Source organism: Mesorhizobium sp. WSM4822, from assembly GCF_055811155.1.
Genome location: NZ_JBVVQM010000007.1, coordinates 152,299 through 175,036 on the forward strand (window position 1 = coordinate 152,299; position 22,738 = coordinate 175,036).

Genomic DNA, 22,738 nt, shown 5'->3' on the forward strand with positions numbered 1-22,738 from the left:
CCGCCCCCACCCCCCCCCCCCCCCACCCCCCCCCCCGCCCCCCCCCCCCCCCCCCCCCCCCCCCCCCCCCCCCCCCCCCCCCCCCCCCCCCCCCCCCCTCGCGGGGGCCGGCCCCCCCCCCCCCCCCACGGTTCATAGGCCAGCCTACATGCCGAGCGAAGCTTTGTAGAGCTTGATCTGGTTGTCGCGGCCGATCTGGTCGGTCAGCTTCTCCCAGGCCGCCGCAATGGCGTCGGCGCCTTCCTGCGCCTTCATCTTGCCGGCGAAGGTGTTGGCCAAAATATCCTCGGCGGCGCTGTAGTACTGGAAGATGCCGGGGATGCGTGGCTCGATCGCCGCGTTCGGATGGTTGTAGCTGTCGGATTCCGACTTGAGGTAGGAGGTGATGAAGGCCTCGTCGTAGCCGGCCGCCACCCATTCGGGAATGTCGAAATGCGAGTTGCGGTAAGGCTGGAAGCCCGATGGATACATCGCCGTCCAGATCGACAGGTCCTTGCCGCCGAGATGCGCGGCAGCGGACCATGCCGCCTTCTTCTTCTTCTCGTCGGCATCGACGCGGGCCATCACATAGACGCCCCAGCCGAGATAGGCGCAGTTGGGCGCATAGTTCGGGCCGCTGGCGAGCTTGTCCCAGGCGCCGGTCTTCGCATTGTAGACATCGTCGGAGCCGGGCAGGATCGAGAAGCCGGTGACGTCGCCGACGACGGAAGAGTCGTTGGTCTTGACGTTGGAGCCGACGTCGCCCCACCAGGTGACCATCGAGCCGGTGCCGGCCAGGAACTGCTGGAAGGCGGTCGTGTTCGGATCGGCATTGATCTGGTCGGCGGGTTCGGACGGCAGCGCGTCGATGACGTCCTGGATGGCGCGCACCCAGGCCGGATTGTTGACGCGCGGCTTCATCGTGTCGGCGTCGAACAGCCAGGCCTTGTCGTCGGGGTGCTTGGCATAAGCGGTGGCGCGACTGCCGAGGAAATAGAAGCCGAAGCCGCCCCAGGGCTTTGGCGCGTCGAGATAGCCATAGACGTCCTGGTCCTTGAGCTTCTTGCCCTTGAGGAACTTGGTCACCGCCTGAACCTGCTGCCAGGTCTTCGGTACGCCCCATTCACCTTCGCCGCCGCCATCCTTCCAGGCCTTGGCGAGGTCGGCATCGGCGAACACGTCGGTGCGGTAGTTGAAGTTGTGCGCGTCGCCGTCGACGGTCACGCGGTATTGCTTGCCGTCCCAGGTGCCGACCGGCGGCTTCAGATAGCTGACGAGGTCGTCGAAATCGATCTGGGTCTTGACCCAGTCGGGCATTTCCGACGTCAGGCCCTTGCCGCAGACATCGCCTTCGAACGGCGCGCCCATTTCGATGATGTCGAAGTCGACGGTGCCGGTCGCGATCGACTGCTGCAGGCGGGCGTTGTAGTCGGCCTGCGCCAGGTCGATCCAGTTGATCTTGGCGCCGGTGTAGGTCTCCCATGGCTTCAGGAAGCCGCGGAACAGCACATTGTGCAGGTTCTGGTTGTTGAGACCCATGAAGGTCAACTCGACGCCGGCGAATTCGCCTTCCTTGACATTGGCCTTGGTCGCTTCGAGGCAGAGTTCACCGACCTTCTGGAAGTCGGCGTCCGTCGGCTGGCCTTTGCCGACGCCGGGGATCTGCAGGATTTTTGTGCGCAATTCGCTTGCCGCGGAAGCCGGGCGCGTCAAGGCGCCAAGTCCGGCGCTGGATGCGGCTGCGATCGCGGCCATGCTGGCCGCGCCCTTCAATATGTCGCGCCTTGTGGCGCCGGCTCGAACCAGTTTGTCGTAAAGACCCGTTCTCATCGCCTATTCCTCCCAGAACATCAGTGTGAATAAATCGGCCAACTGTCGGACGCCGGAGCGCCAACGATGCTCCCGTTTCGGAAACGAATTAGGCAGGACCCCACCCTGCGTCGATTGAGGTTCCGATTGCGGATCGGATACCGACATTTTGACCAGCGCCTGCCACTATTCTCACAACCCAACGCCGTGTCAACGAGAGCGGGTTTTTATCTATAAGGGACCGACTTGCCCTGACAGGTCGCGTTGGTTAGCTTCTGCGCCTACGGCTAATGGAGCCGATGGGGGAGATATGGCGCAAGTCGCGATCAGCAAGGTGGCCAAGGCCTTTGGAACGGTCAAGGTTCTGCACGAAGTCAGCGTCGATATCGCAGACGGACAGTTCGTGGTGCTGGTTGGCCCTTCGGGTTGCGGTAAGTCCACATTGCTCAGGATGGTGGCTGGGTTGGAGACCGTCTCCGCCGGTACGATCGCCATCGGCGACCGCGTCGTCAATCATCTGCCGCCGGCCAAGCGCGACATCGCCATGGTGTTCCAGAACTATGCGCTCTATCCGCACAAAACGGTCGAGCAGAACATGGCCTTCGCGCTCAAGCTCAGGAAAACCGATCCGGCCGTGGTCGCCGAGCGGGTCAAGCGCGCCGCCGATATCCTCGACCTCAATCCCTATCTGAAGCGCTATCCCCGCCAGCTTTCCGGCGGCCAGCGACAGCGCGTGGCCATGGGCCGTGCCATCGTGCGCAATCCGCAGGTCTTCCTGTTCGACGAGCCGCTGTCCAATCTCGACGCCAAGCTGCGCGTGCAGATGCGCACCGAGATCAAGGAACTGCACCAGAGGCTGAAGACCACCACCATCTACGTCACCCACGACCAGATCGAGGCCATGACCATGGCCGACAAGATCGTCGTGATGCGCGACGGCCGCATCGAGCAGGTCGGCGCGCCGTTGGAGCTGTTCGACAGACCGGCCAACCTGTTTGTCGCCGGCTTCATCGGCTCGCCGTCGATGAACCTGCTCAAGGGCACCATGCGCAAAGGCGACAAGCCCGGTGTCGACATCGCAGGCACGCTGTTCCCGATCGCATCGGGCAACGCCGCACAGGACGGGCAAGCCGTCGTTTATGGCGTGCGACCGGAGCATCTCGAAATCCATCCCGACGGCGTGCCGGCGAAGATTTCGGTGGTCGAGCCGACCGGCTCGGAAACGCTGGTGTTCCTGCGCTTCGGCGAGGGCGAGATGGTGGCGCTGTTTCGCGAGCGCCACGACTTCAAGCCGGGCGATACGCTGAAGCTGAAGCCAAGGCTCGACCAGATCCATCTTTTCGACGCAGAGACCGGCAAGCGTCTCTGATCCCAACTCACGAGGAATACCATGCTCAAAGGCATCAACCCGCTGCTCAATGCCGACGTGCTGCAGGCATTGCGGGCAATGGGGCATGGCGATGATCTGATCATCGCCGACACCAATTTTCCGTCCGATTCCGTGGCGCGCCAGACGGCGCTCGGCCGCGTGCTGCGCATCGATGCCTCGGCGGCGCAAGTGGTCAAGGCGGTGCTGTCGCTCTACCCACTGGATACATTCGTCGACGACTCGGCCGCGCGCATGGAAATTGTGGGCAAGCCCGACGAAATTCCGCCCGTACAAAGCGAAGTGCAAAGGGAGGTCGACAAGGCCGAGGGCAAGTCGTGGCCGATGATCGCGGTCGAGCGCTATGCCTTCTACGAGCGCGCCAAACAGGCCTATTGCGTCATCCAGACAGGTGAGCGCCGCTTCTACGGCTGCTTCGCCTTTCGCAAGGGCGTCGTGCCGCCGGATGCGCAGTAGCGGCATGGCTTCGGGCAAGCCGGTCGTCATGAAGCCTGTCGTCATATTGGGTGTTTTCGTCGCCGACACCGCCTACAGGGCGCAGCGGCAGCCGCGCATGGGCGAAACCATCCTCGGCACATCCTTCACGCTGGGGCCGGGCGGCAAGGGTTCTAACCAGGCGGTTGCCGCCGGCAAGCTCGGCGCCGACGTCACCTTCCTCACCCGCCTCGGCGTCGATCCCTTCGCCGACATGGCGAGGCAGACCTGGGCGCAGGCGGGCGTGAAAAATGCCGTCATCGATACGCCGGAAAGCTACACCGGTGCGGCCTACATCTTCGTCGAGGAGACCACCGGCAACAACGCCATCATCGTCAGCCCCGGTGCTGCCATGCTGATCTCTCCAGCCGATATCGAAGCCAATGCCACGCTGATCGGCGGTGCCGGCGTCTTCGTCACCCAACTCGAACAGCCGATCGAAGCCGCTATGCGGGCGCTGGAGATCGCGCGTGGGGCAGGGGTGACGACGATCCTCAACCCGGCCCCCGCGGCAAAGCTTCCCGACCGCATCTACACGCTCTGCGACTACCTTACGCCCAACGAGACCGAGACGGAGGAACTGACCGGGATGAAGGTGTCCTCGGTCGACGAGGCGCGGCGCGCCGCGGACAGTCTGCTGAAAAAGGGGGTCGGCACGGTCATCGTCACGCTCGGCGACAAGGGCGCGCTTTTGCACTCGAAGGAGCGCTCCGACCATGTTCCAGCCGTCAGCGCCGGCCCGGTGGTCGAAACCACGGGGGCAGGCGATGCCTTCAATGGCGGGCTTGCCGCAGCACTTTCGAGGGGCGTGGAGCCGCTGCAAGCGGTGCGCTTCGCCTGCGCCGTCGCCGGTATCTCCGTGACGCGACCGGGGACTGCACCGTCGATGCCGACATTGCGGGAGGTCGAGGCACTGCTGGCGAGGGGGTGATCTTGCAGGGCCAAGCGTAGGCAAGGGCTGAAAGGACCTGAGTGACCTCAGGTCTCTTGCAAGACAATGTTTTTGACAATCAATGTCGACATTTCTCTGAAGCCAAGAGCTTGATACCCTTGAGAGAAATGGCGCGAGTGACGGGGCTCGAACCCGCGACCTCCGGCGTGACAGGCCGGCACTCTAACCAACTGAGCTACACCCGCGCATGGCGAACACGTGTCAGCCGTGTTCGTCGTTGGGGCGCTGGATAAGGGGTTCGCCACCGGGTGTCAAGCGTGACAGGACAGCATAACAGCAAACAGGAGAAGGTTTTTTGACAGCCGGCGTTTTGTTGGCAAAACCGGCATCCAACCAGGGCATCCTGCGCTCATTTGGCCTTGCGAAGCGGACCCTGACCGCTTAAAGGTCCGGCCCGGAGCGGGCGATTAGCTCAGTTGGTAGAGCGCTTCGTTTACACCGAAGATGTCGGCGGTTCGAGCCCGTCATCGCCCACCATTCCATTAGTCCATTCAATCTGTTGCCAAGACACGGAACCGAGTCGTTCGGTAGGTGCTGCAATCACGGCGGCAACAGTCGAAAATCATTGCCCTCCGGCAGCAACTGCCCGCCATCGACGACGATGGTCGTGCCGGTGATGTAGCTGGCATCGTCGGAGGCGAGGAACAGGAAGGCGTTGGCGACGTCGCGCGGGCTGCCGAGGCGGCCGAGCGGGATGGAGTCCTCCATGTTCTTGATGTAGGCCGCGCCGCGATGCAGCTCGATGGCTTCGGTCAGGATGTTGCCGGGCTCGACGCCGTTGACGGTGATGCCGTAGCCGGAGAATTCCAGTGCCGCGGCGCGGATGAAGCCGTTGATGCCGGCCTTGCTGGCCGAATAGTGGCCATGGCCCGGGCTGGTGACATGCGGGCCGGTGATGGACGAGGTGTAGAGCATGCGGCCGAAGCCTTGCGCCTTCATCGGCACCAGGGCCGCGCGGCTGGCGTTGAAGGTGCCGCGCAGGTTGACCGCCATGACGCGGTCCCAGTCGTCGGCGCTGGTGTTCTCGATCAGTTGCCAGGGATAGATGCCGGCATTCTGCACGATGATGTCGAGGCGGCCATGCTGCTTCAGCGCCAGCGCCACGGCGGCCTCGGCGTCGCTCATTTGCGAGATGTCGGTGCGGATGAAGGGGACGCCCAACTCGTCAGCGGTGGCTTGCCCGGCATCGGCCTCGGTGTCGGCGAGCACCAGCCTTGCGCCTTCCTCGGCAAAGCGTAGCGCGATGCCCTTGCCGATGCCGCGGGCGCTGCCGATGATCAGCGCTACCTTGTCCTGCAACCGATTGGTCATGCGAGCCGTCCTGTCATGCGAGTCTTTGGCGAATGGTTTGCTTGAAGGCGTCGAGCAGCACGGCCGCCAGCACCAGCAGGCCGTGGATCACCTGGGTAAAATTGGCCGGCAGGCCCATCAAATTGATCGCCGTGTTGATGGCCGAGAGCAAAAGCACGCCGGCATAGACGCCGGGCAGGGTGCCGACGCCGCCTTTGAGGCTGACGCCGCCGATGACGACCGCGGCGAAGGCGTTGAACAGCAGCCCGACGCCGAGATTGGCGGTGGCGCCCGACGTGCGGATCGCCAGCAGCCAGCCGGCAAGGCCGGCAATCGCGCCGGCAAGCACGAAGGCGATGATGAGATTGCGGTTCACCCGGATGCCGGCGCGGAAGGTCGCCGTCTCGTTGCCGCCGATCATGATGAGGTGACGGCCGAACGGCGTCTTGGCCATGATCAGCGAAAAGACGACGAAACAGCCAACCGCGATCCAGGCGGTAAGTGGCAGGCCGACAAGGCGCTGGATGCCGAACCAGCGGATGGCCGGTGCAAGATCCTGCGCCGAGCGGCCGCCCGACACGACCAGCACCAGGCCGCGCACCCAGATGTAGGACGCCAGCGTGATGATGAAAGCGCTCATCTTCACCTTGACCACCAGATAGCCGTTGAAGGCGCCGATGAGACCGCCTACGGCCAGCGCCAGCAGCAGCGAAACCGGAACCATCAGCCATTCGGGATGCAGTTGCACGCCCATGCCGATGCCCGACGAGCAGAACAGGATGCCGACCGCCATGGCGCTAAGCGCTGCGACGGATTCGACCGACAGATCCATGTGGCCGGCGATGATCACCAGCGCCAGGCCGATCGACATGACGCCGAGCACGCTGGAAGCCTCGATGATGTTGGCGAAGATGCCGAGCTGAAAGTAGTTCGGGACGAAGATGGAGAAGACCACCAGCACGAACAGCAGCATGAACCAGACGAGGTTGTCGAGTACGAACTCCAGGGCTTTGCGTGTGCGCGGGTTCATGGGCTGATCCGGTTGGCGCATGCCCCGCGAAATCAATTCGATTTCGTCGGGTTCGGGCGCGGATTCAAATTCGCCACGGCGTCTTTTGGACGCGGCGTTGTGAAAGGGTAGGCTCCGGGCCGTTACGGCCCGGAGCGCTTTCAATGACTATTCGACCGGCTTGACGGTGTCCGTCGGCGGCTTCTGGTTGCCCCAGAAGGCCGGGTTGTCGACGTTCTCCTTGGTGATGGCGGCACCGGGGATCTTGATGTTCGGACCCCAGGCTTCCTTGGTCACCGTCGATTTCAGGCCAAGCACGTCGTATTCGCCGGGCTTGATCTCTTGCTTCTTGACGATCTTGTCCATGAACATGGCGACAGCCGCGGCCTGCGCGTAGAGCGGTTGCTCGATTTCGGCATTGAGCCAACCCTTGCGGATCAGGTCGAGGCCGACCGGAGCGCCGTTCGAACTCATCAGCATGACGTCGCCCGGCTTCTTGCCGGCTGCCTCGAGCGAGGCGACGGCGGCGACCGAAAGGTGCGCGGCATGGCTGAAGATCAGGTCGATGTCCGGGTTCGCCAGCATCTGGTCGGCAACGATTGTGCCGGCATTGCTGGCTTCCCATTGCATGGCCGGAAGCGAGATGATCTTGACGTCCGGAAACGCCTTCATCTTCTCCTCGAAGCCCTTCTGGATGTCGAGCGTATAGGGGTCGCCGGGGTCGCCGAGGACTTGCAGCACCTTGCCCTTCACCGAACCGTGCTTTGCCTTCAGCAGCTTCTCGGCCTGGTCGGCGGCGACGTAGCCGATCTCGACCGTTCCGGCGACAGAGGTGAAGTCGGATGGCGTCGAGGTGATCTGGCGGTCGAACTCGACCACCGGGATGCCGGCGGCCCGGGCCGCCTCGATCGACGGTTTCAGGGCATTGAAGTCGACTGCCGCCAGGATGATGGCCGCCGGCTTCAGCGCGATGACATCGTTCATCTGCGATTGCTGGGCGTCGGTCTTGTTGTCGGCGTTCAGCGTCTTCATCTCGTAGCCGGTCTGCTTCAGGAACAGTTCCAGCGCGCTCACCGAGCCGGTCTGGAACTCGTCCAGCAGCGTCGGCACCATATAGTAGACGATACCCTTGGACTGGGCGAATGCCGGCGTGAGCGTGGCAAAGGCCAGTGCAAGGATACCGAAGACAGCAAGAAGTATTCGCTTCATGTCGTTCGCTCCTCTTAAGCCGGACCCCTCTTTTGTCCCTCAGCCTGTCGGTCCGGCACCGGCAAGCGTCTCACCGGTGATCATGTTGATCACCGCATCGGGACTTGTTTTATTGCGTGCGACATCGCCGGCCACGACGCCCTGGCGGATCACCACGATCCGGTCGGCGACCTGAAAAGCCTGCTGCATGATATGGGTGATGATGACGACGCCGATGCCCTGGTTCGCCACCTGGCGGATCATGTCGAGGCCGCGCCGTGTCTGTTCGACGCCGAGGGCGGCGAACGGTTCATCGAGCAGCACCAGCTTGCCGCCCCAGTGCACGAAGCGGTTGAGTTCGATGGCTTGCCGCTGGCCGCCCGAGAGATGCTCGACATTGGCCCGCAACGAGGGAATGCGGGTGCCGGCATTGGCCAGCGCCTTTCCGACGACGGCTTCCATGGCGCGCTCGTCGAGCACGGGAATGCCGAGAAACTTGCGTGTGATCTCACGGCCCATGAAGAAATTGGCGACCACGTCGACATTGGTGCACAGCGAGAGATCCTGGTAGACGGTCTCGATGCCGGCCGCCTTGGCCTCGGCCGGTGATTTGGCAAGGAATTCCTTGCCCTCGAACAGCATGCGCCCGGAGGTCGGCTCCAGTCCGCCCGATATGATCTTCACCAGTGTCGATTTGCCGGCGCCGTTGTCGCCCAGCAGCGCCACGACCTCGCCCTTGCCGATCGAGAAGCTGATCCCCTTGAGCGCTTCGATCGCGCCATAGTTCTTGGTGACGTTGTCGAGCACCAGCAGGGGTTCACTCATGCCGCAATCTCCCTGCCTTTGAGAAGGTCGCGCTCGCGTTCGCGTTCGGCCGCGAACATCTGCCCGAAGCGAGGTGACAGCACCCCGGAAACCGCAAGGGCGGCGGCGCCGCGCAGCACGGAATGCTGTCCGCCGCGCGCGACCACAACCCTGGGCGTCGTGCGGTCCTTGCGGGCCGAGACGGAGTTGTGCAGGCCTCCGGCCGAACCAGCCAGCATTTCGAGCAGGTCGGTGGACGCCAGCCCGCCGAGGATGACCGTCTCCGGGTCGAACAGGTTCTCGATGACGGCGACGGCGTTGTGAAAGATCGGTGCGACTTCGGCGACCCAATCCGCCTCGCTGCCGTTCCAGCGCCGGAGTGCCTCGAGCGACAAATATCTTTCGAGACAGCCGCTGTTGCCGCACGGGCAGGCCTCGCCGCCCGGAATGACGGGAATGTGCCCGATCTCGCCGGCATTTCCCCAGGCGCCGCGCAAGGCGCTGCCCTCATGAACCATGACGCCGCCAAGGCCAACGCCGAAATAGAGATAGTAATATTCGGAAAACTGGGCGCCGAGGCCGTAGAGGCGCTCGCCCATGGCGGCCGCTGCCATATCGGTTTCAAAGAAGGCCGGCAATCCGGTGGAGGCCGCCAGCCGTTCGCGCAGCGCCACATCCTTCCAGCCGGTCATGGTGGTTGGCCCGACGAAACTCATGGACTCCACGTCGAATGGGCCGGGCAGGGCCATGCCGACGCCCAGCACCCGTCCGCCAGCCCGCAGTCTGGTCAATTCCACCACCATCGCCCCGATCAGCTCGAAGGCGTGGTCCGGCGCCGCGTTCGGCGCCTCGCGGTAGATGCTCTCGATCACGTCGCCGCTCAGATTGATCAAGGCGGCGCTGATACCAAGCGGAGTGATGTGGATGCCGACGGCATAGCCGCCCTCGGGGTTGATCCGCAGCGTCGCCGGCGGCAGGCCGCGCCCCTTCGGCTCTTCGCGCAGCGACAGGATGTAGTCCTGATCTTCCAGTTCGCGAACGATGGTCGATACCGTCTGGACGGTGAGGCCGACGCGCCGGGCGATCTCGCCGCGGGCGATCGGTCCATGAAGGCGGATGGACTCAAGCACGATGCGCCGATTGTACGGCCGCCCGAACTCCTGATTGGTCCCCCGCAGTGCCATGCCTTGCGCCCCTTAGGAGAGCGCAGCTTTGCATTGCTTATTTATTCAGTCAAATGGAATTCAAAAATAAATTCACGCCGAAGTTTTCCTGGGGAAGGCCGTGGAGGGCCTATTCGGTTCAGGACCTGCCCACGCGTCGTCCTGGCCGATTGCCGCCGTGGCGAAACCCCTTCAATGGTGAGCGAACCCCGCGACCGTTGATCTGACAAAGATGGAGCAAAGATGATTGAATTGCCGTTTGCCCGAGACGAGTACCAACAGCGGCTTCGCAAGATACGCACCGAGATGGCGAAGCGCGGTCTCGAACTCCTTGTCGTCAACGACGTTGCCAACCAGCATTACATCACCGGCTATGACGGCTGGTCGTTCTACACGCCGCAGGTGGTGCTGGTTCCAATCGAGGAGGTCGAGCCGGTCTGGATCGGGCGCGCCATGGATGCGGCCGGCGGTCTTCTGACCGCCTGGATGAAACCGGAAAACGTGGTCGGCTTTCCGGAAGACCATGTTCAGCGCGTCGATCGCCATCCCATGGACTGGATCGCGAGCTGGATCGTCGCCAGGGGCTGGGGTGTCAGACATATCGGCATCGAACTCGAAGCCTATTATTTCTCTCCCAAGGCGCACGCCCGGCTTGTCGCGGGACTTCCAAATGCAAAATGGCATGATGCCGACCTGCTGGTGAACTGGATCCGCGCGGTCAAATCGGCGCCCGAGATCGCCTATTTGCGCAAGGCGTCCATCTTGGCCGAAGCGGCCGTCACGCGGGCCTTCGAGGTGATCGCACCGGGTGTTCGCGAGTGCGATGCCATCGCCGCCATCCAGGCGGCGCAGATCGCAGGCAGCCCGGATTTTGCCGGCGACATCACCGCGCTTCCCCCGACAATCCTCGGTGGCGAGAATGCCTCGGCGCCGCACATCATGTGGAGCGACAGGCGGTTCGGAGACAACGAGACGATTGCGCTGGAACTTGCCGGCGTCTGCCGCCGCTATGCCGCAGGCCTCGCCAGGACCATGCAGCTTGGCAAGACGCCGACAAATGTTTCGGACACGGCAAAAGCGGTGATCGAGGGCATGGATGCGGTGCTCGACGCGGTCAGGCCAGGAACATCAGCCGAAGCCGTCGAAGCCGCCTGGCGCAAGGTCATCCAGCGCTACGGACTGAAGAAGGAATCGCGCATCGGCTACTCCATCGGCGTCGCCTATCCGCCGGACTGGGGCGAGCATACGATCAGCCTCAGGCCGGGCGACAAGACCGTGCTTGAACCGGGCAATGTCGTTCATTCCATCCTCGGCATGTGGATGGATGGCTGGGGCATCGAGATCAGCGAGACCATCCTGGTCACCGAAACCGGCCATGAGACCCTGACGAAGTTCCCGCGAGAGATCCATGTCAAATCCTGAGGGTTCGGCCACGGCGGGTGGTGTTGCGAAAACCGTGACGACCGATATCGACGCCGGAATTCTCGATCGGATGATCGAGGTCCGCCGCCACCTGCACCGCAATCCCGAGCTTTCGAACCAGGAGGCCGGCACGCAGCGCTATCTCAGGCAGATGCTGGTGGATCAGGGAATTGCCGACATTCGCGACGTCGTCGGCTTTGGCCTTGCCGTCGATATTGTCGGCACCGGCAAGCCGTCAAATCGAAAGGTCGCCATTCGCGCCGACATCGATGCCTTGCCGATCGAGGAGGAGTCCGGCGTCGATTATGCATCGACGAATCCAGGCGTGATGCATGCCTGCGGTCACGACGCCCATGCATCGATGGCTTTCGCAGTGGCCGCGCATCTTCACCGGTCGCGGGACAGTTTTGGCGGCACCGTTCGCCTGATCTTCCAGCCGGCGGAGGAGGACGAACCGTCGGGTGGCAAGCGGGTGGTGGAAGAGGGGCTTCTCGACGACATCGACGCCGCCATCTGCGTCCATGTCGATCCCTACACGCCGTCCGGCAAGATCGCCGTCGGCTCCGGTCCCTACACTCTGGCCTGCGACACGTTCGATGTAGCCGTCATCGGCTCGGCGTCGCACGCGGCAAAACCGCATGAAGGTGTCGATGCGTTGGCCGTGGCTTGCTCCTTGGTGAGCGAATTGCAGAAGATCGTTTCGCGCGAGATCGACCCGTACGATCCGCTGGTGATTTCCGTGACGGCCATCAATGGCGGCAACGCCTATAATGTCACCGCCGGCAAGGTCACGTTGAAAGGCACCATCCGCAGCGGCAGCGATGCAACCCGCGAGCGGGCCTGGCGCCGCGTCCGTACGATAGCCGAGGGAATAGGGACGAGCCACGGCGCGCGTGTCGAGGTCGACATCCACAAGGGCGAACCTGGTGTCGTCAACGATGTCGAGATGACTGAGCTGATTGCCGCCAGCGCCAAGGCCTGCATCGGTGCCGACAACGTCCTCAGTACGCCCGGATGGACGATCGCGGACGACTTTGGCTACTACAGCGAGAAACGTCCTTCGGTCTATTTTCGGCTGGGAATCCGAAACGAGGAGATCGGATCGGTCTTTCCGCTCCATCACGCCCGGTTTCGTGTCGACGAGGCGGCGTTGAAGGTCGGTGCGACCACCCTGGTTGCGGCAGCGACGGCGTTTCTGTCGATGGAAGCGCCTTAGTCAGCCATCATGATGGTCATCGGCGCATGGGGCAGGAGCCCAGGATCGCTTACAGGTACTGAGCGACCTTCTTGCCGACCGTGAGGAAGCGCAAGGGATCGATCGCTTCGCCATTGTGGCGGACTTCGTAGTGCAGATGCGGGCCGGTCGAGCGGCCGCTGCTGCCGGTCTTGCCGATGACGGCGCCGGCGTCCAGTTTCTCGCCGACGGTGACGTCGATTTCGCTGAGATGCCCGTAACGTGTCGCAAAACCATTGCCGTGGTCGACTTCCACCATGCGGCCATAGCCGCCGTTCCAGCCGGCCTTGGTGACGGTGCCGGGTGCGGTGACCTTGGCGGCCATGCCGATCGGGGCTCTGAAATCCATGCCGGAATGCAGTGCCGCGGTGCCGAGGATCGGGTCGGTGCGCACGCCGAACGGGCTGGTGACGGAGTGGCCCGGTGCGGGGTTGGTCAGCGGCAACTGGCGCGCTTCCTTCTTGAGATGGTCGAGGGCGTCAAGCGCTTCGTCCAACTCCTTGACCTTGCTGTCGAACATCATGGAGCTGTCGAGCGGGATCAGCGGTCCGCCGACATCGCTGTCGCCCTTGCCGAAATCGCTGTCGACGGGCAGTCCGGCCGCCTCGAGCGCCTGGGTAATGGCATCGGCACTCTTGTAGGCATTGTCGGCAAGCGTGCTGATGCGGGTCAACTGGTCGCTCTCGATGGATTTCAGCGACTGGTTGATCGAGACGAAGAGCTTGTCGGCACGATCGGCGGCTGAATCGTTGGGCAGCGGATCGGAGCGGGTCGACCACAGCGAGAACGGCCTTGTGTCGCCGGCGCCGGGATCGGCGCTCAGGCTGGCGACCGCATAGTTCCGCGCGGGCTCCTTGATGCTGCCGGTCACTTCGGCGCGTTTGTCCGGCTTCGCAACCGCTGCCGGATCTTCGGCCGGCGCTGCGCCGACTTCGCTCTCGGCGCGTTCGAGCAGCGGGCCAAGGCGGCCGTGACGCTGGCTCAACTGGCTCTGCCGTTCAAGCAGTTCGCTGACCTTGGTTTCCATCAGCTGCTGGTCGAGCAACTGCCGGCTGGTGATGCGGTCGACCTGGGCGCGAAGCGCCGAAATGCGATCTTCATAAGCTTGCTGCATGCGCGCCTGGCGCGCCGTGGTGGCGCCTATCAGATCGTCGCGCAGCACCAGATAGGAGGTGGCCATGAGGTAGCCGACGGCAATGGCGGCGAGCGCCGAGCCGATAAAGGCCGCCAGCCACGGTCGGATCGTGAAATGCCTGATCTCGTTGCCCCGGGCGATGATGACCGTATGGGGCTCCTTACGCCTGCCGAAGACTGCGGACTGACCGGTTGCGTTCACGGGACCAAGCTTTCGTTTACGACACCACGACAGCTTGACTACACATTATTAAGGTTAACAAAGGCTTGCAGCGCCGGCTTGCCCGCAGCGAACGCCCGCCAGGCGTGCGTATGGTTGTAAGGGAAACCGGGCCAACCTCGCCGGCAAAACCTCAAAGCGCGCGAACGGCCTCGAGCACCTCTTCCGCATGGCCCTTGACGCGGACCTTGCGCCAAATCCTGGCGATCCGCCCGTCGCGGCCGATCAGGAACGTCGCGCGCTCGACCCCCATATACTTGCGACCATACATCGATTTCTCGACCCACAGATGGTAGGCTTCGATCACCTTGCGCTCCTCGTCGGCGGCGAGGTCGATGGTGAGATTGTACTTCGACTTGAACTTGTCGTGCTTCTTGACGGGGTCGGGCGACAGGCCGATCACCACGGCGCCGGCCTTCTCGAAGTCCGGCTTCAGCTGCGAGAAGCTGATCGCCTCCTGCGTGCAGCTTGTTGTGTCGTCCTGCGGATAGAAATAGAGCACGATGGGCTTGCCGGACGATGCGGCAAGGCTGACTGATCCGCCGCCGTCCCGCGGCAGGTCGAATTGCGGCGCGAGATCGCCTACGTCGAGGTCAGCCATACCGATGCCCTTGTTTGAGGTTACGCGCGAAGCCACACCGATATAGTGTCGGACGGGGATTCGTCCACGATCGAGTTCGTACAACGGAAAATTGCGTGGATCAGGAGCGACCGCAGCACGAGAAGATCCGGTTCAGGCGTGATGAGATCACCGACCTGGGGACCTTTCCGTCCGCCTGCCGTGTGCCGCCGCTCGGTCAGGCTTCGATCGGACGCGGTTTTCGCATCCTGTCGCGACTGTTCGCCGGTCTGGTCGCTTTCGCGCTGCTGGCCGCCGTGCTCGTTTATCTGGTTGGCGCCTCCGGCATCGGAGCCGACCGGCTTCGCACCGAGGCGGAAACGGCGCTTGAGAAACTGGCGGGCGTCGATGTCAATGTCGCGGTCGGGCCTGCCCGCATCACGCTCGACGGTTCGAGTTTCATCGCGCTTCAGGTCAGCGACGTCAGCTTGAAGACATCGGACGGCAAGCCGATGGCCGATGCCGGCCGCGTGCGCTTCGGCGTGCGTCTGTTCCCGCTGCTGTGGGGAGATGTGCGGCTGACCAGCGCCAGGATCTCGGATGCCCGCATCGTCGTGGCGGCGATGCCGTCAGGCGGCGACTGGACCGCCGGCCTGCGCAATGCGGACGGCCTCATCGATCCGGAGAAGCTGTCCGCCGCGGTGTTCGGAAACATCAACCACGCACTCGATGCCGTGCGGGAGGATTCGCTGCGCCGGATCGATCTTCGCAATGTCGAATTCGTGCTGCCCGAAACCGGAGCGATCAAGCTCGTCAAGATCACCGACGCCACCGTCGTGCAGTCGGGCCCGGGCGGCATGCAGTTCTCGTCCACGGCGGACATCGACGGCAGGACGGCTACCGTTGCCGCTTCCGCCTCCCGCGATATCGCGGCGCACCGCGTCACGGCACTGGATGCGAGCGTCGATCTGGCCGATACCGGCGATATGGCGGCCGCTGCCGGCAAGCTGGGAACCGTCGCGCTGAAGCTGACGGGATCGGAAGGGTTCGGCGCGAACGCATCGCGGCTGACGGCCGCTTTGTCGTCGACGGGTTCTGTCCTCGATCTCGGCACGCGAGGACTGCTGCCGGCGGACGTCGATATCAATGCGACGCTGGTTGCGGGCAGCAACAAGATCCAGGTCGACAGATTGCTGCTGAAGACCGGCCGCTCGACATTCGATTTCGCCGGTTCGATCGGGCCGAAGCCGGCAAGCGGAGCGGTGGGTGAAGAACCCTCCTATCGCTACGACCTGACCAGCGACGGATCGTCGCTTGCGCCTTCGGAGTCGCCCGAGCCGGCGCTCACCTTCCTCGCCCGGATTGCCGGCGTCTACAACACGGTGAGCCACAAATTGGTCGCCGAGCAGATCGCGCTCCGGTCCGCCGGCTCCGGCGAGATGCTTGGCACCGCCGCCGTGGCGTTCGTCGACGGCAAAGTGCCGGGGATCAATCTGGCGTTCAACATCCACGACATGCAGGTCTCTCACGTCAAGCAGCTGTGGCCGTGGTTTTCGGCGCGCAATGCCCGGCTCTGGGTGCTGGCCAATCTGTTCGGCGGCCGTGTCGTCGACGCCAACCTTCAGTTCCAGGTGGTGCCGGGCCGCCTGGGCAACGGCGTGCCGCTTTCGGCCGATGAGGTGTTCGGCCGCTTCCAGATCGAGGGATCGCGCTTCGACACCGCCGGCCGCATTCCGCCGATACGCGACGCGGTCGGCGTCGTCGGTTTCCACGGCAACGATGTCGATATCTCGCTATCCTCGGGCACCGTCTACATGCCCAGCGGCCGCACCGTGGCGGCCAGCAACGGCACGCTGACGGTCAAGGCGGCCAACCGCCCGCCGGTCGTCGGCGCGCTCGATATCGACGTCGACGGCGAAGCGTCGGCCGTAGCCGAACTCGCATCCTACGAGCCGATCAACGCCATGCGCCATGTCGGCATCCTGCCGGAAGACCTGTCGGGCAGCGTCACCGGCCACGTCAAGGCGGATATTCCGCTGCAGTCCGGTGTCGACTCCTCGAAGCTCGATTGGCTGGTGTCGCTCGACTACAGCGGCATGTCCTTGGCCAAGCCTTTCGAGGGCCAGATCGTGACGGATGCCGACGGTTCGATCACGGTCGATCCGGAGAAGGCGGTGATCTCCGCCAAGGCATTGCTGAACGGCATTCCGGCCGAACTCGATCTGGTCGAGCCGCTCAGGGATGACGGGCCGGCGCGCAGCCGCAAGGTGGCTCTGGTGCTTGACGACAAGATCCGCGCCGCCGCCATGCCCGGCCTGAAGCCGCTGCTTGCCGGAACGGTGAAGGTGGCGATCGACAAGAACGGCGGCGGCGACCAGAACGTCTCGGCCGATCTGACCAACGCCAGGCTGGACATTCCCTGGGCCGGCTGGGGCAAGGGGGCAGGGGTTCCTGCCAATGTCACCTTCGTCATGACCAAGTCCGGCGACACCACGACGCTGTCCGATTTCGACCTTGACGGAAAGACGTTCTCCGTCGACGGCAGCATCGTGCTGGTCAATGGCGCCTTGTCGTCGGCGCGGTTCAGCAAGGTCACCTTGAACAGGGGCGACGACGTTGCCGTGTCGGTGAAGCGGTCCGGCAAGGGCTATGCGGTCGAGATATCGGGCAACGCGCTCGATGCCCGCTCGCTGATCAAGCAGTTCACCTCGGACGTCGACACGGCTACCAAGACCACCGGTTCCGATGCCATTTCCGTCAGCGCCGATGTCGACCGGCTGACCGGTTTCCACGACGAGCAATTGTCCAATCTGAAGCTCGACTACAGTGCTGCCGGTTCGCGGGTGAACGGGTTGAAGGTCAGCGCCACGGCAAGTTCGGGCGCCGCCATATCGATCAGCAACACCACCGGCGCCGGCCGGCGCGCGCTCAACATGCAGTCCGCGGACGCCGGCGCCATCCTGAGATTCCTCAATATCTACGAGCATATGGAAGGCGGAACGATCACCCTGGCGCTTGCGGGGCCGAGCGACGGATCGCTGAGGGGCAAGGTCGACACCAGCAACTTTTTCGTCGTCAACGAACCGAAACTCGCCTCCATCGTCTCGACCACGCCGGCCGGTGACAACCGCAGCCTCAATCAGGCGGTCAAAGGCAAGCTCGACACGTCGCGGGTGAAGTTCGAACGCGGTTACGCCGAGATCGACAAGGGCAGCGGCTATCTGAAACTGGCCAATGGCGTGCTGCGTGGACCGCGCATCGGCACGACGTTCCAGGGCACGCTCTACGACCAGAACAACAACATGGACATGACCGGCACCTTCATGCCGGTCTATGGCCTCAATCGCATCTTCGGCGAATTGCCCATCGTTGGCGCGCTGCTCGGCAATGGCCGCGACCGTGGCCTGATCGGCGTCACCTACCGGCTCAAAGGCAATGCCAACAAGCCGCTGCTGGACATCAATCCGCTGTCGGTGATCGCGCCCGGAATATTCAGGTCGATTTTTGAGTATCGGTGAGTGGCGCGGATCATGGTCGCCAGGATATTGATTGCATTGGGTGCTGGTGCCGCACTCTTGGTCATCGCCGGCGGGTCACTCAACGCGTCCAATTTCTGCTTTGCGCAGCGCAGGTTCCTGTCGGAAGACGAGCTCTTGGCGGCTGCCGTTGCGGATATTCCAAAGCTTGTCGAACTTACTCAGGAGAGAGGAAGGTCTCTTCTGAGGTATGCAGACAAGTCTACCGATTTTTCCAATGTCACGATCGTCAACTACAAAGACGCTTCTGATTTTATGCAGAATAACCCAAACAGCTGTCGCATTGGTCGCTTTGACGGACCGCGTGAGCCTCTCTTCCCGCCGGATTGGTGGACCGTAGTGTCAGGCTATGCAGCAAAAATTGTCACCGTGAATTTCAAGCTGCGTTTCCTGACCCCGACGGGCAAAGAATCTTTCCAAAATGATCCTTTTTACGTCTGGATAGATTCTTGTGGGAAAATCAAACCGTACGCCTAGGAGGCGGCCGGCATGGATCGAGTTCTGCTCAAACCGGCCGTACCAGAATGTGTTTTTTCTTTCCCAGAGAAAGCTTTACGACGTTTTCCGGACTCAAATCCTGAGGGGTAACCAGGCGGCGCTCGTCGCTCACCGGCTCGTCGTTCAGGCGCACGGCACCGCCCTGCACATGCCGCCGCGCTTCGCCGTTCGATGCCGCCAGTCCGGCGGTGACCAGCAGCGACAGGATGCCGACGCCGGTTTCAAGCGCCGTTTTGTCGACCTCGACGGTCGGCAGCGACTCCGCGAGCGCGCCCTCCTCGAACGTCTTGCGTGCCGTATCGCTGGCTTGCTCGGCGGCTGCACGGCCGTGCAGCAGGGCGGTGATCTCGGTGGCGAGGATCTTCTTGGCCTCATTGATCTCGGATCCGCCGAGCCGTTCGAGCCGCGCCACCTCGTCCAGCGGCAGCGTCGTGTAGAGCTTCAGGAAGCGCGCGACGTCGGCATCCTCGGTGTTGCGCCAGTACTGCCAGAATTCGTAGGGGCTCAGCATCTCCGCATCGAGCCAGACCGCGCCCGAAGCCGACTTGCCCATCTTGGCGCCCGACGAGGTGGTGAGCAGCGGCGTGGTCAGCGCATAGAGCTGCGCGTCCTCCATGCGGCGGCCGAGATCGATACCGTTGATGATGTTGCCCCATTGGTCGGAGCCGCCCATCTGCAGGCGGCAGCCGAGACGCTTGTAGAGTTCGACGAAATCATAGGCCTGCAGGATCATGTAGTTGAATTCGAGGAACGACAGCGACTGCTCGCGATCGAGCCGCAGCTTGACGGAATCGAACGCCAGCATGCGGTTGACGGAAAAGTGACGGCCGACATCGCGCAGAAAATTGACGTAGTTGATCTCCATCAGCCAGTCGGCGTTGTTGACCATGATGGCGTCGTTCGGACCGCTGCCGAATTTGAGGTAGGGCATGAAGTTGCGGCGGATGCCAGCCAGATTGTCTTCGATGTCCTGCGGGGTCAAAAGCTTGCGCGCCTCGTCCTTGAAGGACGGGTCGCCGATCATCGAGGTGCCGCCGCCCATCAGCGCGATCGGCCGGTGACCGGTCTGCTGCAGCCAGTGCAGCATCATGATCTGGATCAGCGAGCCGGCGTGCAGGCTCTTGGCGGTGGCGTCGAAGCCGATATAGGCCGTCACCGTTTCCTTGGCGAAGATAGTGTCGAGACCGGCATCATCCGAAGTCTGGTGGATGAAACCGCGCTCGCTCATCGTGCGCAGGAAATCCGATTTGAAGGCAGGCATTTTTTCTTTCCCGAAAGCGTCCGGCCAGCGTGGCTCGGGTGTGCATGAACGCGGGCGTTTAGCATCCAAGCGCGATCAGCAAAAGTGGTTTCCGGTTTTGCGTCCGATCGCGCGCCAGACAAAGGTCCGGCGATCAGCAAAAGTGGTTTCCGGTTTTGGTGCCCGCGCGGATGGCATTTGCGAATCCTTGCTTCGCCGTTTGGGCTGGCGTATTGAGGCGCCGCGCAGGGCAGGGCCTGAGGCGCCGCGACGGGGCCATCCCGCAGATCAGATCCGGAAAGCTCCGCGATGAACAGGAACTATCTTTTTCTCTTTCTGTTCAGCGTGCTGATGACTTTCAGCGGACTGGCGAGCCTTCCACCCGTCGACCGGGACGAATCCCGTTTTGTCCAGGCCACCAAGCAGATGGTCGAAACCTCCGACTATGTCGACATCCGTTTTCAGGATGCCTCGCGCTACAAGAAGCCGATCGGCATCTACTGGCTGCAATCGGCGGCCGTGGCGCTGAGCGGCGAGGGGGCGGCGGCGCCGATCTGGGTCTACCGCCTCGTCTCCATGCTTGGCATTGCCTTGGCCGTCGTCGGCATTGCCTGGACAGGCACCAAGCTGTTCGGGGCCAATGCCGGTCTCGCCGCCGGCCTGATGATGGCGGCTATCTTCGCCACCGCCTTCGAGGGCCGTGACGCCAAGACTGACGCCATGCTGCTGGCCTGCTGCGTGGCGGCGCAAGGCGCGCTCGCCCAGATCTATCTGGCAGCGCGCCGGAACGAACCGGTAGCCGCCCACCTGCCGTGGATTTTCTGGGCTGCTCAAGGCCTTGGAATCCTTATCAAGGGGCCGGTGGCTCCGCTCCTGTCGGTGCTGACGGTCGCCGCCTTGTTTGCCTTCGAGCGCGACTGGCGCTGGCTCCTGAAGCTGAAGCTCGTGCGCGGTGCCGCCCTGGTGCTGCTCATCGTGCTGCCCTGGGTCGCCCTCATCACCTGGAAGAGCGGCGGCGCCTTTCTCAGTGATGCCGTCGGCAAGGACATGATGGCCAAGGTCGCCTCGGGGGAGGAATCGCACGGTCTGCCGCCCGGTTTCTACATGCTGACCTATTCCTTGTTCATGTGGCCGTTCGGTCTGATCGCGGTCGGCGCCGGGCTGCAGGCCCTCAACCGTCTGCGCGACGATCCCCGGCTGCGTTTCTGCCTCGCCTGGTACATTCCGTTCTGGCTGGTGTTCGAACTGATCCCGACCAAGCTGCCGCACTATGTCCTGCCGGCCTATCCCGGCATGGCGCTGCTGATCGGCTGGCTGCTGACCTTGCCGCCGCAGGAGGCGAATGCGCCGCTCAGGCGCTGGCAGGATTGGTTGTGGTGGTCGACCGCATTCGGTCTTGCCGTGGTCAGCCTTGGCCTGGCGGCGGTCTGCGTGGGAGCGCCGATCTATCTCACCGGCGCCTTCTCCTGGTGGAGCATCCCGGCCGCCGCGGCGGCGCTGGCGGCAGGATATTTCGCTTTTTCGCGACAGCTGCAAGTGCCGCTCTCCCGCATCGGCGCCATCGCGGTCTGCGCGGGCATCACCTATGGGCTGTTGTTCGGCGTCATCGCGCCTTCGCTGAAGCCGATCTGGCTGAGCCCGGCGATCGAGGCGGCGTTCCAGGCCAACAGGCCTTGCGACACCACGGTGCTCGCTTCGGCGGAATATCACGAGCCGAGTCTGGTGTTCCTGGTCGGCACCAAGACCCTCCTGACCGATGTCGATGGCGTCGCCAAGCATCTGCTCGGCGATCCTGCCTGCGCCCTGGCGCTGGCGCAGGTCGGCGACGAGCAGAAACTGAATGGGTTGCTGGCGGCGCAAGGCAAGTCGGCGAACCGCGTTGCCGAGGTCGACGGCCTCAACTATTCGTCGGGAGACAAGCTGTCGCTCGGCCTCTATCGTGTAACCCAGTGACGGCTCGCCGATGCCCATGACGGCGACAATGGGGTCGAATTTCCTATGCTGGTGAAATCACGCCCGCCCGTTTCGAGCCTGCTCCTTGGGATAGGGCGCCGGTCGCTCGACAATTTTCGCGATACGATGCAGATCGCCAAAAGCCGCCTTGCCACCCGCCCGGCCAGATACCCGAACGTTTTGTGGTCGGTCTGGGTGCTGGTCTGGGTTTTGCTGACGGCGGCAGCGTTTGTTCGTCTCGACACCCCGGCCGGAATGCTTCACGGCAAGTGGTCGGCGGGATTTGCCCGGACTGCCGACTTTTTCACCCAGTTCGGCCTGGGTGGCTGGTATCTCATTCCCTCAGTGCTTCTGCTTGTCGCCGCGAACCTGACGGATTGGCGAAGCCTCTCGCGGCGCTCGCTGATGCTGCTCTACAACTGGACCTGCCTGGCTTTTCTGGTGCTGTGCGCCACCGGCCTGTCGGGGATCGCCGTCAATGTGCTGAAATATGCCATTGGCCGGGCTCGCCCCCTCTATTACGAGGACTTTGGCGTGCTGACCCTGCACCCCTTCGCTTTCGATGCGCGCTTCGCCGGCTTTCCGTCCGGCCATGGTACGACGATGGGCGCGGTGTTCGGGGTCGCTTTGCTGTTGTTTCCGCGGCGCTGGTACATCGCCCTGGCGATCACCGCTTGTATCGCCTCGACCCGTATCTTCGTTGGCGCGCACTATCCCAGCGACACCGTCGCCGGCTTCGGCCTTGGCTGCGGCTTCGCGCTCGCCTGCGGGCTGGTCTTTGCCCGGCTCGGCTTCATTTTCCGGCCGATGCCGTCGGGACTGCCGGTCCGCAAGAGAACGTTTCGGCTGATCGGACCGACAAGGAAGGCTGCCTGAGCATTCGAAGT

The 22,738-nt window shown here is 63.3% G+C and carries 18 protein-coding genes and 2 tRNA genes; 10 read left to right on the forward strand and 10 right to left on the reverse strand.

Annotated elements, in window-relative coordinates; all coding sequences use genetic code 11:
• Nucleotides 1–144: 144 nt before the first annotated feature.
• Nucleotides 145–1,809, reverse strand: coding sequence for an ABC transporter substrate-binding protein (locus AC0L3E_RS17670; RefSeq protein ID WP_127266588.1), 1,665 nt, complete (start codon nucleotides 1,807–1,809; stop codon nucleotides 145–147).
• Nucleotides 1,810–2,098: 289 nt separating this feature from the next.
• On the opposite strand from AC0L3E_RS17670, the gene AC0L3E_RS17675 reads away from it, so the two are divergent.
• From AC0L3E_RS17675 to rbsK, 3 genes are read left to right on the forward strand one after another with little or no spacing between them, the layout of a single operon-like run.
• On the forward strand, nucleotides 2,099–3,157 hold the full coding sequence (locus AC0L3E_RS17675; RefSeq protein WP_127322988.1) for an ABC transporter ATP-binding protein: 1,059 nt from the start codon (nucleotides 2,099–2,101) through the stop codon (nucleotides 3,155–3,157).
• Between the two features lie 21 nt (nucleotides 3,158–3,178).
• Nucleotides 3,179–3,631: an RbsD/FucU family protein gene (locus AC0L3E_RS17680; RefSeq protein WP_127266590.1), complete on the forward strand. Its 453-nt coding sequence runs from the start codon at nucleotides 3,179–3,181 to the stop codon at nucleotides 3,629–3,631.
• Between the two features lie 4 nt (nucleotides 3,632–3,635).
• On the forward strand, nucleotides 3,636–4,580 hold the full coding sequence (gene rbsK / locus AC0L3E_RS17685) for a ribokinase (protein WP_473605273.1): 945 nt from the start codon (nucleotides 3,636–3,638) through the stop codon (nucleotides 4,578–4,580).
• A gap of 129 nt (nucleotides 4,581–4,709) precedes the next feature.
• Here rbsK and AC0L3E_RS17690 read toward each other — a convergent pair.
• A tRNA-Asp gene (locus AC0L3E_RS17690) sits at nucleotides 4,710–4,786 on the reverse strand.
• A gap of 216 nt (nucleotides 4,787–5,002) precedes the next feature.
• Between AC0L3E_RS17690 and AC0L3E_RS17695 the strand changes: the two genes are divergently transcribed.
• Nucleotides 5,003–5,078: transfer RNA gene (locus AC0L3E_RS17695), tRNA-Val, on the forward strand.
• A gap of 63 nt (nucleotides 5,079–5,141) precedes the next feature.
• Here AC0L3E_RS17695 and AC0L3E_RS17700 read toward each other — a convergent pair.
• The 5 genes from AC0L3E_RS17700 to AC0L3E_RS17720 form a co-directional block, all read right to left on the reverse strand.
• A complete protein-coding gene (locus tag AC0L3E_RS17700) occupies nucleotides 5,142–5,912 on the reverse strand; it encodes an SDR family NAD(P)-dependent oxidoreductase (protein WP_128310000.1) in 771 nt (256 codons plus the stop codon).
• A gap of 13 nt (nucleotides 5,913–5,925) precedes the next feature.
• Nucleotides 5,926–6,921 (reverse strand): ABC transporter permease, encoded by a 996-nt coding sequence (locus AC0L3E_RS17705; RefSeq protein WP_164898763.1) that lies wholly within the window; start codon nucleotides 6,919–6,921, stop codon nucleotides 5,926–5,928.
• Nucleotides 6,922–7,068: 147 nt separating this feature from the next.
• Nucleotides 7,069–8,109 (reverse strand): sugar ABC transporter substrate-binding protein, encoded by a 1,041-nt coding sequence (locus AC0L3E_RS17710; RefSeq protein ID WP_127329643.1) that lies wholly within the window; start codon nucleotides 8,107–8,109, stop codon nucleotides 7,069–7,071.
• A 39-nt stretch (nucleotides 8,110–8,148) separates the two neighbouring features.
• Nucleotides 8,149–8,913 carry an ATP-binding cassette domain-containing protein gene (locus AC0L3E_RS17715; protein WP_013532175.1) on the reverse strand — a complete coding sequence of 255 codons (765 nt, stop codon included), beginning with the start codon at nucleotides 8,911–8,913 and terminating at the stop codon, nucleotides 8,149–8,151.
• Complete coding sequence (locus tag AC0L3E_RS17720; protein ID WP_128309252.1) at nucleotides 8,910–10,076, reverse strand: ROK family transcriptional regulator; 1,167 nt, start codon at nucleotides 10,074–10,076, stop codon at nucleotides 8,910–8,912. Before AC0L3E_RS17720 ends, AC0L3E_RS17715 begins: the two co-directional genes overlap by 4 nt.
• A gap of 222 nt (nucleotides 10,077–10,298) precedes the next feature.
• Here AC0L3E_RS17720 and AC0L3E_RS17725 point away from each other — a divergent pair, with 222 nt between their 5' ends.
• Nucleotides 10,299–11,477 (forward strand): M24 family metallopeptidase, encoded by a 1,179-nt coding sequence (locus AC0L3E_RS17725; protein ID WP_128309253.1) that lies wholly within the window; start codon nucleotides 10,299–10,301, stop codon nucleotides 11,475–11,477.
• The gene (locus tag AC0L3E_RS17730) at nucleotides 11,464–12,693 is read left to right on the forward strand and encodes a M20 metallopeptidase family protein (protein WP_128309254.1); all 1,230 of its coding nucleotides are present in this window, start codon (nucleotides 11,464–11,466) and stop codon (nucleotides 12,691–12,693) included. The genes AC0L3E_RS17725 and AC0L3E_RS17730 overlap by 14 nt, the downstream gene beginning before the upstream one ends.
• Nucleotides 12,694–12,742: 49 nt before the next feature.
• Here AC0L3E_RS17730 and AC0L3E_RS17735 read toward each other — a convergent pair whose 3' ends face one another.
• Nucleotides 12,743–14,047: a M23 family metallopeptidase gene (locus tag AC0L3E_RS17735; RefSeq protein WP_127268135.1), complete on the reverse strand. Its 1,305-nt coding sequence runs from the start codon at nucleotides 14,045–14,047 to the stop codon at nucleotides 12,743–12,745.
• A gap of 151 nt (nucleotides 14,048–14,198) precedes the next feature.
• A complete protein-coding gene (locus AC0L3E_RS17740; RefSeq protein WP_127258257.1) occupies nucleotides 14,199–14,666 on the reverse strand; it encodes a peroxiredoxin in 468 nt (155 codons plus the stop codon).
• 95 nt (nucleotides 14,667–14,761) lie between these two features.
• On the opposite strand from AC0L3E_RS17740, the gene AC0L3E_RS17745 reads away from it, so the two are divergent.
• Together AC0L3E_RS17745 and AC0L3E_RS17750 are read left to right on the forward strand one after the other, a co-directional pair.
• Nucleotides 14,762–18,142, forward strand: a complete 3,381-nt coding sequence (locus AC0L3E_RS17745; RefSeq protein ID WP_473605274.1) for a hypothetical protein — start codon at nucleotides 14,762–14,764, stop codon at nucleotides 18,140–18,142.
• Nucleotides 18,143–18,154: 12 nt separating this feature from the next.
• Nucleotides 18,155–18,637: a hypothetical protein gene (locus AC0L3E_RS17750; RefSeq protein WP_473605275.1), complete on the forward strand. Its 483-nt coding sequence runs from the start codon at nucleotides 18,155–18,157 to the stop codon at nucleotides 18,635–18,637.
• A gap of 28 nt (nucleotides 18,638–18,665) precedes the next feature.
• Here the strand turns inward: AC0L3E_RS17750 and tyrS are convergent, their stop codons facing one another.
• Nucleotides 18,666–19,919: a tyrosine--tRNA ligase gene (tyrS, locus tag AC0L3E_RS17755; RefSeq protein ID WP_473605276.1), complete on the reverse strand. Its 1,254-nt coding sequence runs from the start codon at nucleotides 19,917–19,919 to the stop codon at nucleotides 18,666–18,668.
• Nucleotides 19,920–20,207: 288 nt separating this feature from the next.
• On the opposite strand from tyrS, the gene AC0L3E_RS17760 reads away from it, so the two are divergent.
• On the forward strand, nucleotides 20,208–21,851 hold the full coding sequence (locus tag AC0L3E_RS17760; protein ID WP_473605277.1) for an ArnT family glycosyltransferase: 1,644 nt from the start codon (nucleotides 20,208–20,210) through the stop codon (nucleotides 21,849–21,851).
• A 45-nt stretch (nucleotides 21,852–21,896) separates the two neighbouring features.
• On the forward strand, nucleotides 21,897–22,727 hold the full coding sequence (locus tag AC0L3E_RS17765; RefSeq protein ID WP_128289738.1) for a phosphatase PAP2 family protein: 831 nt from the start codon (nucleotides 21,897–21,899) through the stop codon (nucleotides 22,725–22,727).
• The last annotated feature ends 11 nt before the right edge of the window (nucleotides 22,728–22,738 follow it).

Coding starts and splice junctions, on each gene's coding strand:
- AC0L3E_RS17740 (WP_127258257.1), bottom strand. CDS start 14,666: ATGGCTGACCTCGACGTAGGCGATCTCGCGCCGCAATTCGACCTGCCG.
- AC0L3E_RS17670 (WP_127266588.1), bottom strand. CDS start 1,809: ATGAGAACGGGTCTTTACGACAAACTGGTTCGAGCCGGCGCCACAAGG.
- AC0L3E_RS17750 (WP_473605275.1), top strand. CDS start 18,155: ATGGTCGCCAGGATATTGATTGCATTGGGTGCTGGTGCCGCACTCTTG.
- AC0L3E_RS17760 (WP_473605277.1), top strand. CDS start 20,208: ATGAACAGGAACTATCTTTTTCTCTTTCTGTTCAGCGTGCTGATGACT.
- AC0L3E_RS17680 (WP_127266590.1), top strand. CDS start 3,179: ATGCTCAAAGGCATCAACCCGCTGCTCAATGCCGACGTGCTGCAGGCA.
- AC0L3E_RS17715 (WP_013532175.1), bottom strand. CDS start 8,913: ATGAGTGAACCCCTGCTGGTGCTCGACAACGTCACCAAGAACTATGGC.
- AC0L3E_RS17675 (WP_127322988.1), top strand. CDS start 2,099: ATGGCGCAAGTCGCGATCAGCAAGGTGGCCAAGGCCTTTGGAACGGTC.
- tyrS (WP_473605276.1), bottom strand. CDS start 19,919: ATGCCTGCCTTCAAATCGGATTTCCTGCGCACGATGAGCGAGCGCGGT.
- AC0L3E_RS17720 (WP_128309252.1), bottom strand. CDS start 10,076: ATGGCACTGCGGGGGACCAATCAGGAGTTCGGGCGGCCGTACAATCGG.
- AC0L3E_RS17705 (WP_164898763.1), bottom strand. CDS start 6,921: ATGAACCCGCGCACACGCAAAGCCCTGGAGTTCGTACTCGACAACCTC.
- AC0L3E_RS17765 (WP_128289738.1), top strand. CDS start 21,897: ATGCTGGTGAAATCACGCCCGCCCGTTTCGAGCCTGCTCCTTGGGATA.
- AC0L3E_RS17700 (WP_128310000.1), bottom strand. CDS start 5,912: ATGACCAATCGGTTGCAGGACAAGGTAGCGCTGATCATCGGCAGCGCC.
- AC0L3E_RS17710 (WP_127329643.1), bottom strand. CDS start 8,109: ATGAAGCGAATACTTCTTGCTGTCTTCGGTATCCTTGCACTGGCCTTT.
- AC0L3E_RS17725 (WP_128309253.1), top strand. CDS start 10,299: ATGATTGAATTGCCGTTTGCCCGAGACGAGTACCAACAGCGGCTTCGC.
- AC0L3E_RS17730 (WP_128309254.1), top strand. CDS start 11,464: ATGTCAAATCCTGAGGGTTCGGCCACGGCGGGTGGTGTTGCGAAAACC.
- rbsK (WP_473605273.1), top strand. CDS start 3,636: ATGGCTTCGGGCAAGCCGGTCGTCATGAAGCCTGTCGTCATATTGGGT.